The sequence below is a fragment of the Arthrobacter stackebrandtii genome (assembly GCF_017876675.1).
GTDB lineage: Bacteria > Actinomycetota > Actinomycetes > Actinomycetales > Micrococcaceae > Specibacter > Specibacter stackebrandtii.
The window spans coordinates 959788-975359 of the sequence record NZ_JAGIOI010000001.1 but is presented as its reverse complement, the minus strand read 5'-3'; the positions used below and the strand labels follow the sequence as shown (position 1 = coordinate 975359).

The following is a 15572-nucleotide window of genomic DNA, read 5'->3' as shown; positions in this document are numbered from 1 at the left end:
CTAATCATGGCCCCTGGCGTAGAGAAGTATCATTGCCAATCAGCGCATCGTATTGTTCTATTGGTGTCGCGCGGCGCCTTAGAACGGTGGTAACAGCCGGCTTGGCCGTTTCTGTAGGTGTGACATATGACTGAGGCTGTACAGCCCAATGTGTTAGCCGTCAGGTTTTTTGACGGTGTGGGTGGCGTTGAAAAGCCCCGCTGGATGTTTCCGGCGGGGCTTTCGTTGTCGAGGTGACGTGGTGGTTGTTGGGCTGGTGTTTGCATAGAAGGGCTTCGGATAGCAGGTGTGGGTCGATCCGGTAGCGTGCGCGTGGGGACCGGGTAGCGCTTTCGGTCGCGCCGGATGACGACGGCTTTCATGGCTTGTCGCCCTCGGCCGCTTCGCGCCAGGTAGGCCTACTTTCTCAAATCCCTTGGTCAGCTCTTCCGGATCCCCAACCGTTGCCCACGTCTACAGACAGTCACGAAAGCCGCCCTCCGGCCAGCTGCACACTGATCGGGTCATAACCGATGGGCTTCGAGCTCCTGCCCGTGGCAACCGACGCCGCCGAAGGGCTCGGCTGAGTCCAGAACGCTGCTTACTCGAATTGCTCCCCCACGACATCCTCCAAAGTACACCCGGCCTGCTTCGATGAGCTCTCATGCCCAAGATCCTTGCCACGCAACCGTGGACAGGCTGCTGCACCTGGGCTGCCAGGCCAGTGGCGACTCGTCTGGCCGCCCCGGCACTGACAGAAATTGAGTGGCGCGACTGTGCTAAATTACCGGTCCCCGAATGGCCAACCCACAAACCTGTATTTGGAGGAACATCTCATGGACGCAATTCCCTGCGGCGAGGCCATTGGAGAATCCGCCTCCACCCCGTCTTCTCCAATGCCGGCGAACACATCCAGCGCAACGGGTCCAACACGGACCGCCGCACCCACGTCGGGGAGCGAGGTGACGCAACCGCCAATAACATAAGCAGCGGCTGTGGGACCCGGCGCTACCGGGTCCCACAGCCGCTACCCGATCGACCCACACGTGCTACCGAAAGCTTCTGCTAAACACATGCCTCCGGGGATTCCAAACGGTGCAGCCCGGCATGCTGGACGGTGACCCCGGTTTCCCATTCGGCCTCAACTCCGGCACCCAGAGCATGGCCAATCATTTCAGCAGCAAGGATGGCCTGGTGGACATCACCCGATCCACCGGAACCTCCGCCCGTTTGCGGCGCGCCGCGTCATTCATTTCGGTATTCGCCAGCGTGCCCCATCCAGGAATATGCGCCGGGCCGGCAAGCCTAGGCAGGAACAGTCGATCAGGCAGTTTTCGCCCGCATTGTGGCGCTTAAATTTTGGCTGGCGATTCCAGCCGACGGGGTTCCCTTTTCAGGAGACGGATTTCTTGAATTGCCAAGAGTGCCTGCAGGGCGCCCGGGTGCTTTTTCATGTAGCCGAACAGGGCGTTGCGGATTGCGCCCGGCCGCAGTCGGTCGTCGAGAGCAGCCGCTGCATCATATCTGGGGTACCCTGCCGGGCACCCCTCGGACAGGGGCTAAGAGGTCTTGTGCTCCATATCCGACAGTAGACCGTGGACATGCCTGGCGCCGTTGTTCCGCGCCTCCGTGCGAGCGAACTTGTCTCCGATCAGCACGCGGGTTTTCCCAATGCACTGCAGCCCGAAACCGTATTTCTGCCACGCCAATTTAATCGCCCTATCATTCCTAACAGAATTCGAGACCACTGCCGATTAGTACGCCGACGGACCCAAAATAGACGCGAGCGCAAACTCGACCTTGAAAACGACTTGCGGTAGGAACCTGAATTGGACTCCTGTCCACTCGAAATGGCAAGGGTTGATTCCTTCGAAGTGTTCAGTCAGTCAACGCGTGAGTTGTCGAGAGCTTGGGCGATGACCTGGACGATGTGTCGAGACTCCAGACCGGCCAGATCGCTCACCTGCGTTCGACAGGAAAATCCATCAGCAACGATCGAACGATCGGGTTCGCTTGATATCTTGGCTAGGATCCCCTGTTCTGCGATCGCAACAGAAACGTCGTAGTGGCCCTTTTCCATCCCGAAGTTTCCAGCGAGACCGCAGCAGCCATTGGAAGCTTCGACATCGCAGCCCATGGATTCCAACAATTCCAGATCCTTGCCATATCTCATGACAGCGTGTTGATGACAGTGAGGCTGCGCGACGATTCGCTCGCCACTGGTTGGCGGATACCAGTTGATGGACGTCAGGAACTCCGACACTGTCTTGGTTGCCCCAGAAACTGCCCGGGTACGCTCATCGTCGGGTAACAGTTCCAGCAAATCCGAGCGCAACACGGCCGTGCAGGATGGTTCAAGACCTATAATTGTCCTTCCGTCCACAACGTGGGGATGCAAAACGTCAAGGGTCTTACGCAGGGAGGCCTTGGCTGCGGTCAATTGTCCGGTGGAGATGAGGGTCAATCCGCAACAGGCGCCAGGACCCGCTAACTCAATGTCGCACCCCGCGGCCTTAAGGACTTTGAGGGCGGCAATCGGGACCTCTGGGCTCAGTGCGTCGGAGAATGAATCCACCCAGAGCAGGACTCGGGGTACCTTTGGGGCTGCGTCGCTGGATGTGGGGTTAGTCGCTGTGGTAGCCGAGAGGCGGGAATCGTCCTCCGCCGGGAGAGCGGCTTCCTTGAGGGAATGGAAGGGGGCCTTGGGAAACGTGGGCAGGCTTCTACGGGGATCCGCTCCCGCCAGACGGAGCATCGTACGGCGAAGGACCCCAATGGAGGCAACCTTGTTGAGCAAGGGTCCAAATGGTCCGATCATGCCCAGCCATGTAGGCAACCGCCCAAGGGTGTAGTGGCTGATGGGGCGCAGTCTTCCCTTGTAGGTCTGGTGCAGAGCTTCGGATTTGTACATGGCCATGTCGATGCCAGTGGGGCAATCGTTGGCGCAGGCCTTGCAGCTGAGGCACAGGTCAAGAGCGTCATGAACCTCGGGAGAATTCCATGACATGTCCACGCTACCGCCGTTGAGCATTTCCTGCAGGACACGTGCACGACCCCTGGTAGAGTCCTTTTCGTCCTTGGTCGCCAGGTACGACGGACACATGAATCCTCCCTCTTGGCGCAGGTCCGCACGACATTTACCCACTCCAACGCAACGGTGGAGCGCATTGGCGATGTTGCCGCCGTCGTGCGCGAAGGCAAAGCCGTCGGAAGCCAACAGGTTATTGGCCTGGGGTCGGCGCAAGTTTGCGTCGAATGGTTCCGGGTTGACGACCACACCTGGATTGAAGATGTCCTGCAGGTCGAAGAGTGCCTTGAATCCCGCCATTGCCTCCAGTGCTTTGTTCGAATACATGGTTTTTAATAGTTCGCCTCGGGCTCGTCCGTCACCGTGTTCCCCAGATAGCGATCCGCCGTATTTGGAAACGAGTCCCGCGGCCGCTGTCAGGAAACGCCGCATCACCACGGTGTCACCGTCTAACGGGAAATCAATCCGAACGTGAACACAGCCGTCGCCAAAATGGCCATATGCCAATCCTGAGACGTCCTCGCTGGCCATCAGAGCTTCAAGATCCCGCAGATAGTCGCCCAAATGTTCAGGCGGGACGGCTGAGTCTTCCCAACCCGGCCATGCCTGGTTTCCTGCCGCGGTTCGGCCTGCCAAACCGGCACCGTCGGCCCGAATTTGCCACAATCGCTTCGCCTCGGGTCCGGCCGGGAGGATCAGCGAGTCAAGTGCGCCCGCATCCAGAACCATCTTTTCGGCTGCGACGACGGCTTCTTCGGAGGTTGCACCGCCAATTTCCACCATGAGCCACCCGTTGCCGGCTGGCATGTTCGGGACGGATTGTTCGCCTTTTGCAGTGCGGATGACATTCACAAGCTTGGCATCGAGTCCTTCGAGCGCCAGAGGATGATGTGGGAGCAAATGCGGGACCGCATCCGCAGCTGCAGGCATATCAGGGTATCCAAGTACGGCGAGGGCAGGGGCAGGTGCCTGTTCCACTAATCGAACCTCTGCCTCGAGAATGATGCCGCAGGTTCCTTCCGTGCCCGTCAGGGCAGACGCAACATTCCGACCATTTTCAGGGAGAAGGTGTTCGAGGCTGTAGCCGGAGATTTGCCGGCCGAACCGACCGAACTCCAGCCGGAGTACCTCCAGATTCGAGAGGATGAATTCATCCAGTCCTGGAATCTGCGCCGTGGCGTCCTTCCCCGACCCCAGACTGACAACTTGGCCGGAGCCCGTCAGCCAGCGCAAGTTGCGCACATTGTCAGCTGTTCTCCCATACGAGAGGCCGTGGGGGCCACATGCGTTGTTGCCAATCATGCCTCCGATGGTGCACCGTGCCGACGTTGAAGGATCGGGGCCAAAACGCAGCCCGTGGACAGCTGCAGCCTGCTGCAAGTCACTGAGAATAACGCCGGGCTGGACAACCGCGGTCTTGCTGTCAGGATCAATGCTGATGATCCGGTTCATGAATCTGCTGAAGTCCAGCACCATGCCGGGGCCGACAGCATTGCCGGCGCAGGACGTGCCGCCACCCCGACCGGTGATTGCCAGGCTGTGCTTTCGGGCAATCTTGACGGCCGCGACGACGTCGTCCTCGTCTTTGGGCATGACTACCACCTGGGGTACCACTCGGTAGTTCGAGGCATCCGTTGAATACTCCGCGCGCCGACGCGTGCTGCTGTCCACGATGCCTGCAACGGCCGCGGTCAATTCGCGGACAACCTGATCGATATTCATGCGCGGTGCTTTCCTTTTTCCTGCAGAGGTGGGGCGGAGATTAGTGCTGAAGGGGCTTGCCGCGGAGCTCCATTGCCCGGCGCACACGGCTCTGTGCCAAGGACCGGGCTGCCTCATGTGTGGTCGAGTTCAGTCTGTCGGCCTCGGCCAGGACGGTGACCGTGTTGGCTCGGAGCTTCGTGGATACGGTTGTAAAGATTTGTTCCGTTTCGGGACGGAAGGGCGAATACCTGGCCTCCATCGCAAACGCTGCACTAACGACGCCGCCGGCGTTGGCAACGAAGTCCGGTACCACGGTGACGGATGCGGAGCGAAGAGCCTGCTGTGCGGCGCCATTAGTGGGAAGGTTGGCACCTTCCACGACAAGCTTGGCGGAGATCCCGCCAACGTTCGCCTCGTTGATGACATCTTGGAGAGCAGCAGGAATGGCGATCTCGGCATCCACGAACAACTCGGTGCCTATCGGGATGGCCAGTTCCGGGAACTCCTTCACGAAGCCGTCGCCAAGCCTGGAACGCATCGCTAAAAGTTTCGGAATGTCCAGGCCGTCCGGGTCGTGCAAGGCGCCTTCTGCCGTGGAAATGGACACAACACTGTAGTCCAGCTCGTGCAGCCGGGAGGCGGCGGCATGGCCGACGGCACCGAAGCCCTGAATGGCGACCCTCTGGCCTTGGAGTCCGATGGTAGCCGCTGCCTCATCGGTTACTTCAGCGACCCCAAAGCCGGTAATGCCCAACTGGTCGTAGGGCACACCACCTAAGTCATAGGGTGTACCCACAGCGGCGCCGCGGTCACCGAGCTCATCAATGATGATGGCTGCGTCGTTCTCGGTCAGCCCCATGTCCAGACCAAAAACGTATTCGGAAGGTACTTCGTTGCTGAGGGCCCTCACGAATGAACGGAGCATTGCTTCCTTGTGAGGGGAATGGGGATCGGCCCGGATGCCGGCCTTGGCGCCCCCGAAGAAAAGGTCGACACCAGCCCACTTCCACGTCATGACACGGGCCAACCGAGAAATTTCCTCGACAGTGACTCCCGGCTGCATGCGAGTACCACCCTTGCCCATGCCGCGGGCGGTGTTGTCAATGACAAGTACGCCCTTCATTCCAGTTTTTGAATCGCTGACCGAAACGATTTTTTCCGGTCCCCATTCATCCATCATGTCGAACAGACTGGCCATCGCTGGATACTCCTTATGTGTTGCCGCAAAGTAATTGGGTAGGTAACGGGGTGGTCCGTGTCGGTGCCGGCAGGATATGCCAGCACCGACACCGTGCGGATACTAGAGGAATTTCACGCCCTGGGCCAACGGGAGCTGGCCTGAGAAGTTGACGGTGTTGGTTGCCTGGCGCATGTAGGTCTTCCATGAGTCGGTGCCTGACTCACGACCACCACCGGTTTCCTTTTCGCCACCGAAGGCCCCACCAATCTCAGCTCCCGAGGTGCCGATGTTGACATTGGCAATGCCACAGTCCGAGCCACTGGCAGACATAAAGCGTTCAGCCTCGGCGTGGTCGTTAGTGAACACAGCGGACGACAGTCCCTGCGGAACATCATTTTGCAGGGCAACGGCGTCGTCAAAATCGGTGTAGGTCATGACATAGAGCAGTGGTGCAAACGTTTCGTCCTTGACGACGGCAGTCTGTGCGGGCATGCGCACGATTGCCGGTTCAACATAGTAGGCGCCGGGCTCGGCGTCAGCGTTGACACGGCGGCCACCGCACAGGACAGTGCCGCCTTGATCCTGGGCCGCCTTGATGGCGTTCTGCATTCCCTCGAAGCTGGCCTTGTTGATCAGCGGGCCGATCAGGTTCTCCTCATCCAGGGGAGTGCCGATGCGAAGCGTCGCATAGGCGCCGACCAGTTTGGCCGTCAGTTCGTCGACAATCGACTCGTGGACAATCAGGCGACGCATTGATGTGCAGCGCTGCCCGGCGGTTCCAACAGCGGCGAATACGATCCCGCGCAAAGCCAGATCCAGGTCGGCCGACGGCGTGACGATGGCCGCGTTGTTACCGCCCAGTTCAAGGAGCGCGCGGCCGAAACGCTGTGCCACCCGGGGGGCGACTTCCTGCCCCATCCGGACTGACCCGGTGGCGGAGAGCAGGGCAACCCGGGGGTCATCGACAATCAGTTGCCCGCCATCGCGGTCGGCCATGACGAGCTTGTGCAGATTCTCCGGCGCACCAACATCTTTCGCAGCACGGGCCAGCAGGGCATCAGCTGCCAGCGCGCTGAGCAGCGTCATCCCGGACGGCTTCCACACAATGGTGTCGCCGCAGACAAGGGCCACCGCCGTATTCCAGGAGTAGACGGCAACGGGGAAATTGAAGGCGGAGATGACGCCAACGACACCGAGCGGGTGCCACGTCTCCATCAGTCGGTGGCCTGGACGCTCCGACGGCATAGTCTTGCCATAGAGTTGGCGGGAAAGACCGACGGCGAAATCGCAGATGTCGATCATTTCCTGCACTTCGCCCAGGGCCTCAGACCGTATCTTACCCGCCTCTGCGGTCACGATATTGGCCAGGTCTTCCTTGTGCTCGGTCAGCAGCTCACCCCAGCGTTTGACCAGATTGCCGCGAACCGGAGCCGGAACATCGCGCCACGTTTTGAACGCCTCGTGGGCCTGCCCGATCATGGTGTGGATGTCCGTGGCCGAGTTGACCGGAAGGTTCATCAGCACTTCGCCGGTGAGGGGTGAAGAAGCCTCGTGGGGGCCGCCGAGAGCATCAATATTGACGCCGCAGGCTTCGAGTGAGGTTCGAACCATTGTTGCAATTTCGGACGTCTGGGTCAGAGTTTCAGGCATCGTGATCTCCTACGGTTGGTTGGTTGGTCTTGATGGTTTGTGGATGGGGCTACTGGGTGATGGTGACGTTGAGGCGACTAGCGAGGGCCGCAATGGAGTCCTCCTGTTGGCGTTGGTAAAGATCGTTGGGGTCATGGACCGTCGTCCCGACAATCTTTGACATCTGGTGGATGTCGTAGTTGGTTCCGATCTGCTCTTCGTCCTTGGAGCCTTCCTCGGTCAAATTTGACTGGAAGATTCCCGCAGCGGAGCGGGGGAGGAAGTCTTCATAAACGATTGGTTCCGGCACAGCAATACCGGCTTCGACCAGGCTGGCCAAGGTGACCGGGCTGGCCAAATCCTTTTGGCGCAGCTGCCCTTCATCGAGCCCGTAGGTGAAATAGGCCAGGCCCTGCAAGGCCAGCTCTTTCTCGGTGAGCGGAAGGTTCTCGGCCCACACCATGGCGGCTGCCTCGACGCGGGTCGTGCCTTCGGGGGCTGCTGCGAGCCTGGCATCAGACTCGGCCACCATACGGTCATAGAGGTCGCGCCCGCCCACTGTCAGGGCAATGCCGCGTGCCTCAACTTCGCCGAAGCGCACCCGCAGTTCGCCTTCATCGGTGGAACCGTCTGCGTACCGGAATACTCGATTTTCGCCTAGTGCCCGAAAGGAAGTTTGGCGAAGGAGGACGTCCGGTCCACCCCAGTTCGGTGGCCCTTGGATTTCATCGATCATCGTAATTCCGCGGGCCTGCATGCGCTCGTAGAGATCGTCGATGTCCAAGACACGTGGCGTGAGGTGGTTGATGTGTGTTGTGGAAACGCCGCCGATGTCGGAGGCCACAGCCGAGATGGCTTCCAGCTTCTTGTACCACTCGTAGTCCACGGGCTCACCCGAGAGTTCAAAGGCGGCGGTGGCAAGGTCGAGCAGTCTCTCCGCGTCGTCCGGGTCAAGCCCGGCACTGGCCGTGGCCTTGTCGGCCAGGGTCAGCAGGTCCTCTCCAAACAGGTTGCGTGCCCCGATGAATTCGGCCAGCTCGGCGCGCACCTCAGAGTCAAAGAATCTCGGATCCTCCGCTGCAAGCATGGACGTGAAGACGCGGAACGGATTCCTTGCCAGCTCGTCCTTGTCAATGGGCCGGAACGCCGTCGAAATAACAGGCACTGAACTTGAGGATGCGTCGCGAAGGTCATAGAACCCCACCGGGTACATGCCAAAAGCTGCAAAGATGCGAGCAACCTGGGCCATTTCCTTCGGTGATCCTACGCGGATGGCACCATGGCGCTCGGCCGTGACGCGTGAAATGCTGCCCAACCGTTCAGCTTCGGCGCCATGTTTGGCGACATAGGCTTCATTCACTTCCGTGGAAACATCGACGAGCGTGTTGTAGGCAGGCACTTCCTGCCCGTACATGATGGAGAGCCGACTAGCGAACTCGGCTCGAAGCTCCCACGTTTCAAGGGCAGTCATTGCATGGTTCCTTTCGATAAATTTGCTGATGATATTAGATTGCCGGGTGTCACGGGTCCCGCTCTAAATGATGTGGACTTCTTGAATGCGATGCTCGGCCGTTTCGAAGCGTTCTGCGGAAAACGATGTGTGGTCCATGAAGGATTCCCGGCCTAGATAGAGGTCTCGAATAAGTTCCCCAACTGCAGGTCCTTGCAGGAATCCATGGCCGGAGAATCCGGTGGCGTAGTAGAACCCTTCGACGGACTGAGACGTGCCGATGAGTGCGTTGTGATCGGGAGTGTTCTCATATAGCCCGGCCCATCCACCTTCAAGATCCGGTTCAGCCAGTGCAGGCGCACACACTCGGGCTGCAGCAGTAAATTCGGGCAGCCATTCATGTGTGAAGTCCCGGTCAAACCCAGGCTCCTGGTTGGTGTTGGAGATGCCGAGCAGCATGCCGTTGCGGTAGTTGTGGAAGTACATGGTGGTCGACAGGTCCAACGTGAACGGCACGGTGGGCATGGGGGTGCTCATTTGACGGGTGATGCCGATCTGGCGCCGCAACGGTACTACAGGGAGACTGACGTCAGCCATTGCACCAATGCGGCGAGACCAGGCGCCGGCGCAACAAATTACTGCTTCTGTCCTAATAGTGCCGCGATTAGTGGTCACTGAACTTATGCTTGCGCCGGTCGTGCCGACATCCATGACTTCCGTGTGTTCAAGAATGCGCACGCCAAGGGCGGCCGCCGCATCGGCGTATGCCCTTACGACCTTCCCGGGCTCGGCAAATCCGTCATTAGGTGAGTAGGAAGCGCCCATGAGTGCGTCCTGGCTCAAGAAGGGGTTGATCCCTATTGCTTCAGCGGGGGAAACCATTCGACTGTCCCCGCCCAGACCGTTTTGGATGATGGTGCTTCGCTCGCAGTCCAGCATTTCTGACTCACTGCGGCACAGGAAGAGGTATCCGACCTTGCGCAAACCAATGTCCGTAGCGAAGCGTTGCTGGAAAGTGTCAAACGCGGCGAGGCTACGTTGGCCCAAGACTATGTTGGCGGGGTCTGAAAATGTTGCTCTCACGCCGCCGAGCGGCTTCGAGGATGACCCTGCTCCGAGCTCGGACCGGTCAACAATTACTATGTTGCGAACACCGGCTTCGGCAAGATGAAATGCGATGCTGGTTCCCATGATGCCTCCACCGATGATGACGACATCCGCGTGTGAGGGTTGTTTGGTTCCGGGGGGGAGCTGTAGCGAGACCACATTTGACATTGATCATCCTGTCTCAGGCGCGGATGTCGTACCCACCGCCCTGCGGGTAGCAACTATCGGTAACGGGTTATATACAACCATCATGAGGCAGGATGTGAGCTACGTCAAGTAAGTTGACAAATGACTTTCTGTGCGACGGCCTGGTGGGGCGGAGTCTCTGACGCAATGTTGTGCCGGGCCCGGCGGGTCCATGGTGTTGGAGTTCATTCATTCACCGGCTTGTTCATGCGGGCGCTCGTGGCGTGGATTCAATGGTCGCTCCCGCCGTCGCCCTTTCTGCCTGGTATTCGCCCATCACTGAAAGCAAAGCTCGGTTCATCGTGTCATCGCTTATGGACGCGCGGAGAGGTGGCTTCGCGCGTCCCAGGAGCCGGTATCGTAGACGGCCATTGCGAACTCGATGCGTTTCAGTACCCAGGAAGGTTTCGGGGCGAGAGTCTTGGCCCTATGGACCAGCTGCTTGCTGGCTGTGGCATCAAGGGCTGTCATGGGGGAAACGGATCCTAGCTTCCCCATCGAGGGTATTGGGCACTGTGAACCCTATGCTGACGCTCACCGTTTGGCAGGCGCCAGCCTGATGGGTGCGCGCGACGCAGGTCCATTCTCGGCGGGGAGCACTGCGCGACTATCTGAAGAATCTGAATGACATTGGAGGGCTGATCCCATGGCTGTACTGGGTGAGCTGAGCCTGCTGCTCCGGTGCTTGTTCGGAGGGCCGTGGCCGGGCATGTGCCGATGGGTGTTCAATTCAAACCGCGGCGCTCCCCGGCTCCCCGGGCCCGCCCGACTATGAGGTACGAGCTCCGATAGTCAGGCCGGTGGTGTCTTCGGATATTGCATCTGACACATCTGATTGACCGAAGGGCCTGAGAGCGCGGTAGGCCGGAAACCGTGCCTGGAGCCGCTCGGTTGTTGACGCCCACGGGGTGACATACCAGATGAATGTACCAACGTTACGGCCAGAGGCTATCGACGGGGTGCCGGTAACCTATTCGTGATTTCCAGCAGTATGCGTAGATGCAGGGGGACATTCGAAATTCTTGTGATGAAAAGTCATAAATGTCTGCGCTAGTTCGTTTCTCAAGAGCCACGACCGTGCAGTTTAGGGCAATGAATAGCTGAGGTGTTTGGTCATGAGTGACTCAACTAGTTTTCGATCGCCGGCGATCAGTCCGGAAAGGATGGGGGCATGTTCTGCTGCGCTGATAGCGATTAGTCCGCGCTCGGCAAGATGATAGGAGCCGCTAACCCGGCTTTGATCCCGAAGGTTCTCGACGATCTTGGACAAGCGGGGGCTGCCCAATAGTCGCACAATGGATAGGTGAAATTCGTGGTCAAGTTCGAGGTAGTCATCCATGGTATTTGGATTGGCGGCCGCTAGAGTTGCCTTTGCCATGGCAGACAACTGTTTACCATCGTCCGCGGAGATGCCTTGTTCGGCGACGCGGCCGACAGCGGTGACTTCGATCAATAGGCGAAGGCCGTAAATCTCCCGTTGGTCTTCTGCGCTCATCTCTACGACACGGAATCCCCGGTTTCGGACTACTTCGAGTAGTCCTTTTTCGCTCAGTGCCATCATTGCTTCGCGAACTGGACTGTTTGACACTCCAAGTTGGATAGCCAGGGCGTTTGCGGAGTAGATCTTACCTGGCTGCATAGCCCCAGACATAAGTGCGCGACGGACTATGGAGCCCGCTTCGTCTTTGAGTGTTGGTCGGCTGTCTCCCAAGTCGGGAATGCCTACCGCAGGATACTGAGGACCAGTCATTTGATACGTCCGTTGGTGGTGGTCTTATTTAACATATTAAGTCGCTTCCTTCAGGCTAACGAAAGGCCTCCGTGCGAGTGGGTGGCCTTAACTGTTCGTACTTAGTCGAGGGGTGCCTGTCCGCGGAACTCTCTGAGTCATGGACTATCGATTGTATATCACGCAAAGCGGTGGCTGGTCAACTTATTTTGTAATCAATCGACGAGTCGGGCCTTGTGTGGCCTGCGCTGGGTCTAATTTCTAGCCGTCGGGATCCGCGCCATGCTGAAGACCGCGGGACCTAGAGGATCACGCCCTATTTGTTTAGCTACCTTCATGCAGTCCGCCCTTTGCGCGTGGGTGAATTGCGGGTCGCAGCCGCCGCCAAATGGATGGGGCCGGTGAAACAGCCGCTCTTGGGCCTATCCAAAGGCGTCTCCAAGGTCGGCTGGATGCTAAATGGCCCGCAAGTTTGATGGCGGGTGACAGTCGGTGCGTGCGCCACGGGTGACGTCGGTAGAGTATGTTTCACCTTGCGAGCCGCGGGATCATGATTGCGAACTTCCACAGGAACGCCATGAAACGGGGCGCATTTTCCCTGGCGGATAGCCCTAGTTGGTGCCGGTAGTCCACGAAGTTACATCCGCGTAGTTGGTGTTTATCCTCGTCACATGGTTGACACAGGACCCGGCTGTATCCGAGACACCGGGGCTCCTGCGTTTGACCCGATCTCCCCGTAACCGCTACCCGATCGCCTCACGCCTGCTACGGAAAACCTCTTCTAGACAGCCGTGGCCAATGAATACGATTCCTGCCAGATGGGCACTTGATTGGCTGGGTTCGTGGATGACTTTCGAATGAATTTGCCTGCTGGTTGACGCGAGTTTACGCGTGCAGCGGTACCTGATGGGTACTTGACTGCCGGGTGGTGATGGCCCGGAATGGATTACTTTGCTCACGGACGCCAATCGGTTGCTGCTGCCGATAGCATGGCATGGCTATTTCGCGGAAAGCGGTCAATAGATTGCTTCCCGGGTCCAGGGCTCCGGTCATGGTTGGGGGCAGGCATTTGAAGTTCGTTGATTTTCAGGGGTTTTGAGTGGCTGAAGGGCTGTTAATTTTGGCCACGATACGATAAAATAGAGTTAGAGTTTTGTCGTCTATCGAGGGGTGAAATGATGGTTTTTATGACTGCTCAACTTCCCCTGCCTGTGACGATGGATCCTGTTGCCGTGTCGGTGGGCTTGGCGGTGTCCCTGGTGGAGAACGACCGTGGCGGGGAAGTCTATATTCGCGGGCAACTGTGTGACGTGTGGGATGCCGAAGACGCTGCAGCACGTCGGTGGGCGGCAGTGAAATTGGTGCGTTTGGGTGCGGCCTCCCAGACGCAGATCGCGGCCGCTTTCGGAGTTTCCTCGGTGGCGGTGTGGAAATGGGTCCAGCGGGCGGCCGTCGGTGGCATTGCTGCGTTGGTGCCGGAAAAGAAGGGCCCGAAGAAGGCATCCAGACTCAGCGACACTGTCATCGCCCAGATCGTGGAACTGCGCAGCTCCGGCCTGTCCCAGCAGGCCGTCGGCAACATGGTTGGCGTCTCGGAGTTCAGTGTCCGCCGTGCCCTGAAAATCGCTGCCGAACAAGCTGCCACAGAAGCAGCAGCCCCCGAGTCTGAAACTCTGAAATCAACACCAGTACCAGCACCGCAGCCTGAGCTGCCGCTCTTTCCATCCCCGGCACCACGCACTGCCGAGCGTGCTGCTGCCGGGCTCCTTGAGTGCGCGGTCCCGGTGTTTTCCCCGGCCGCCCGTGTTCGCCATGCCGGACTGTTTCTGGCTTTCCCCGCCCTGGAAACCACCGGCCTGATCAGCTGTGCGAGGGAAGTGTACGGGTCCTTGCCGAATGGGTTTTACGGCCTCGAAACGATCCTGATTGATAGTGTGCTGCGGGCATTGGCTGGGGAAGCCCGCGCCGAAGGCGCCACACGCTTCAACCCAGAAGAGCTTGGTCGGGTGTTGGGGTTGGATCGGGCACCTGAAGTGAAAACCATCCGCCGCCGGATCAGCCAACTTGCCGAAACGGGCAAAGCCGGGGAACTGATCGCCGCCCTCGCCAAACACCATCTGGCCGGCACCGGTTCCGGTGGTGAGGACCTGTCAGCGATCCTCTATGTTGATGGTCATGTGCGCGCCTACCAGGGCACGAAAAAGATCGGGAAGCTCTACTCCACGAGGTTGAAGTTCCCGGTCCCGGCGACCGAGGAAACCTGGGTCACCGACGCGCACGGTTCGCCGGTCTTCGTCGTCATGGCCGCACCCGGTGCGTCCCTGGCCGCCGAACTCCGCGACCTGTTGCCGGAACTGCGCACAGCGGTGGGTGATGACCGCCGCGTGTTGGTCGGCTTCGATCGCGGAGGATGGTCCCCCGCCTTGTTCAAGCACATGGATAGTGCTGGTTTTGATGTGCTGACCTGGCGCAAAGGCACCACCAAAGACATCGAAGAAAAGTTGTTCGCCCAGGTGTCCTACACCGATGAGCACGGTGAAGAGAAGACTTGGTCGGTCGCTGACACGCTCGTTGACCTGCCCCTGAACACCACGAAGAAGACCGGTGAAGTCTTCAGTATCCGCCAGATCAGCCGGATCGTGGGCACCACCGGTGGTGGCACACGGCAAATCCACATCCTCACCACTGACCGGACCATGAGCGCTGGGGAGGTCGTGTATCGGATGGGGAATCGGTGGCGGCAGGAAAACCAGTTCCGCTATGCGCGCATGCACTTCGCCCTCGACTCACACGACTCCTACACCAGCACCGATGACAACGAGGACCGTTTGGTGCCGGAACCGGCGAAGGCCCGCGCCTACCAAAAAGTTGTTGCCGCCCGCAACGCCCATGCCGAGGCCGCCGCGATCGCTGATATCAACTTGATGGCGTTGAAAACCCCGGCGGAAGGCTCCAAGGAACTGACTGTCACGGTCACCAATGACATGCACAACCAGGCCATGGCACCGCTCTGGGAAGCAGAAAACGCCTTGATTGCTGCTGAAAAAGTTCATCAGGGAATTCCGGCGAAGCTCCGCCTCGGGGACCTGAACCCGGGCCAACAAGTCCTGGATACTGAGACGAAGCTGATCCATACCGGCATCCGGATGGCCGCCTACAACACCGCGATGACGATCGCGAGGGAGATCCGCACCAACACCGGCTACAAACGCGCGAACCAGGAAGCCCACGCCCTCATGCGCCAGATGTTTAACCAGACCGGCGACATCGACACCGCCGAGCCCGGGCACCTGACAATCACCCTGGACCCGCTACCGACCAAAGCCAAAACCGCGGCAGCCGCCGAACTCTGCGACCACCTCACCAACACCAAAACCCGCTACCCCGGCACCAACCTGATCCTCAAATACGCCATCAAAAACAAGGCATGATGCTAAAAGTATTAAATCGCCATGACCGGAGTCCTGGGGTCAGCTGCGAGCCGCCTCGTGAAAACACCCGGCCGCACGTGAATTCATACTAGCCGTGAAAGAGGTTGAATCCTCCGTGACCGGAGGGGACTTCGATAGCTTCCCAAACC

General features: G+C 59.1%; 7 protein-coding genes and 1 pseudogene. 1 reads left to right on the top strand and 7 read right to left on the bottom strand.

Annotation, left to right across the window (positions count from 1 at the left end; translation table 11 throughout):
- Nucleotides 1–1861: 1861 nt before the first annotated feature.
- The 7 genes and pseudogenes from JOF48_RS04045 to JOF48_RS19845 form a co-directional block, all read right to left on the bottom strand.
- Entirely contained in the window at nucleotides 1862–4729 is a 2868-nt protein-coding gene (locus tag JOF48_RS04045; RefSeq protein ID WP_209677538.1) for an FAD-binding and (Fe-S)-binding domain-containing protein, read from the bottom strand.
- A gap of 40 nt (nucleotides 4730–4769) precedes the next feature.
- Nucleotides 4770–5909: a Glu/Leu/Phe/Val family dehydrogenase gene (locus JOF48_RS04040; protein WP_245346391.1), complete on the bottom strand. Its 1140-nt coding sequence runs from the start codon at nucleotides 5907–5909 to the stop codon at nucleotides 4770–4772.
- Nucleotides 5910–6011: 102 nt separating this feature from the next.
- A complete protein-coding gene (gene amaB, locus JOF48_RS04035; RefSeq protein ID WP_209677537.1) occupies nucleotides 6012–7541 on the bottom strand; it encodes an L-piperidine-6-carboxylate dehydrogenase in 1530 nt (509 codons plus the stop codon).
- Nucleotides 7542–7590: 49 nt separating this feature from the next.
- Nucleotides 7591–8991: a 2-oxoadipate dioxygenase/decarboxylase gene (gene hglS / locus JOF48_RS04030; RefSeq protein WP_209677535.1), complete on the bottom strand. Its 1401-nt coding sequence runs from the start codon at nucleotides 8989–8991 to the stop codon at nucleotides 7591–7593.
- 63 nt (nucleotides 8992–9054) lie between these two features.
- Nucleotides 9055–10245, bottom strand: coding sequence for an NAD(P)/FAD-dependent oxidoreductase (locus JOF48_RS04025; RefSeq protein ID WP_209677532.1), 1191 nt, complete (start codon nucleotides 10243–10245; stop codon nucleotides 9055–9057).
- A 1102-nt stretch (nucleotides 10246–11347) separates the two neighbouring features.
- On the bottom strand, nucleotides 11348–11758 hold the full coding sequence (locus JOF48_RS19520; protein ID WP_245346739.1) for a GntR family transcriptional regulator: 411 nt from the start codon (nucleotides 11756–11758) through the stop codon (nucleotides 11348–11350).
- 18 nt (nucleotides 11759–11776) lie between these two features.
- Nucleotides 11777–12013 (bottom strand): annotated as a pseudogene (locus JOF48_RS19845) (GntR family transcriptional regulator); the annotation flags it as partial.
- Between the two features lie 1154 nt (nucleotides 12014–13167).
- Between JOF48_RS19845 and JOF48_RS04015 the strand changes: the two are divergent.
- Nucleotides 13168–15423 carry a helix-turn-helix domain-containing protein gene (locus JOF48_RS04015; RefSeq protein ID WP_342591147.1) on the top strand — a complete coding sequence of 752 codons (2256 nt, stop codon included), beginning with the start codon at nucleotides 13168–13170 and terminating at the stop codon, nucleotides 15421–15423.
- Nucleotides 15424–15572 lie beyond the last annotated feature (149 nt).

Bases quoted from the DNA above. Each gene is read 5' to 3' on its own strand.
- JOF48_RS04045 (WP_209677538.1), bottom strand. From the start codon at position 4,729: ATGAATATCGATCAGGTTGTCCGCGAATTGACCGCGGCCGTTGCAGGC.
- JOF48_RS04040 (WP_245346391.1), bottom strand. From the start codon at position 5,909: ATGGCCAGTCTGTTCGACATGATGGATGAATGGGGACCGGAAAAAATC.
- amaB (WP_209677537.1), bottom strand. From the start codon at position 7,541: ATGCCTGAAACTCTGACCCAGACGTCCGAAATTGCAACAATGGTTCGA.
- hglS (WP_209677535.1), bottom strand. From the start codon at position 8,991: ATGACTGCCCTTGAAACGTGGGAGCTTCGAGCCGAGTTCGCTAGTCGG.
- JOF48_RS04025 (WP_209677532.1), bottom strand. From the start codon at position 10,245: ATGTCAAATGTGGTCTCGCTACAGCTCCCCCCCGGAACCAAACAACCC.
- JOF48_RS19520 (WP_245346739.1), bottom strand. From the start codon at position 11,758: ATGAGCGCAGAAGACCAACGGGAGATTTACGGCCTTCGCCTATTGATC.
- JOF48_RS04015 (WP_342591147.1), top strand. From the start codon at position 13,168: ATGATGGTTTTTATGACTGCTCAACTTCCCCTGCCTGTGACGATGGAT.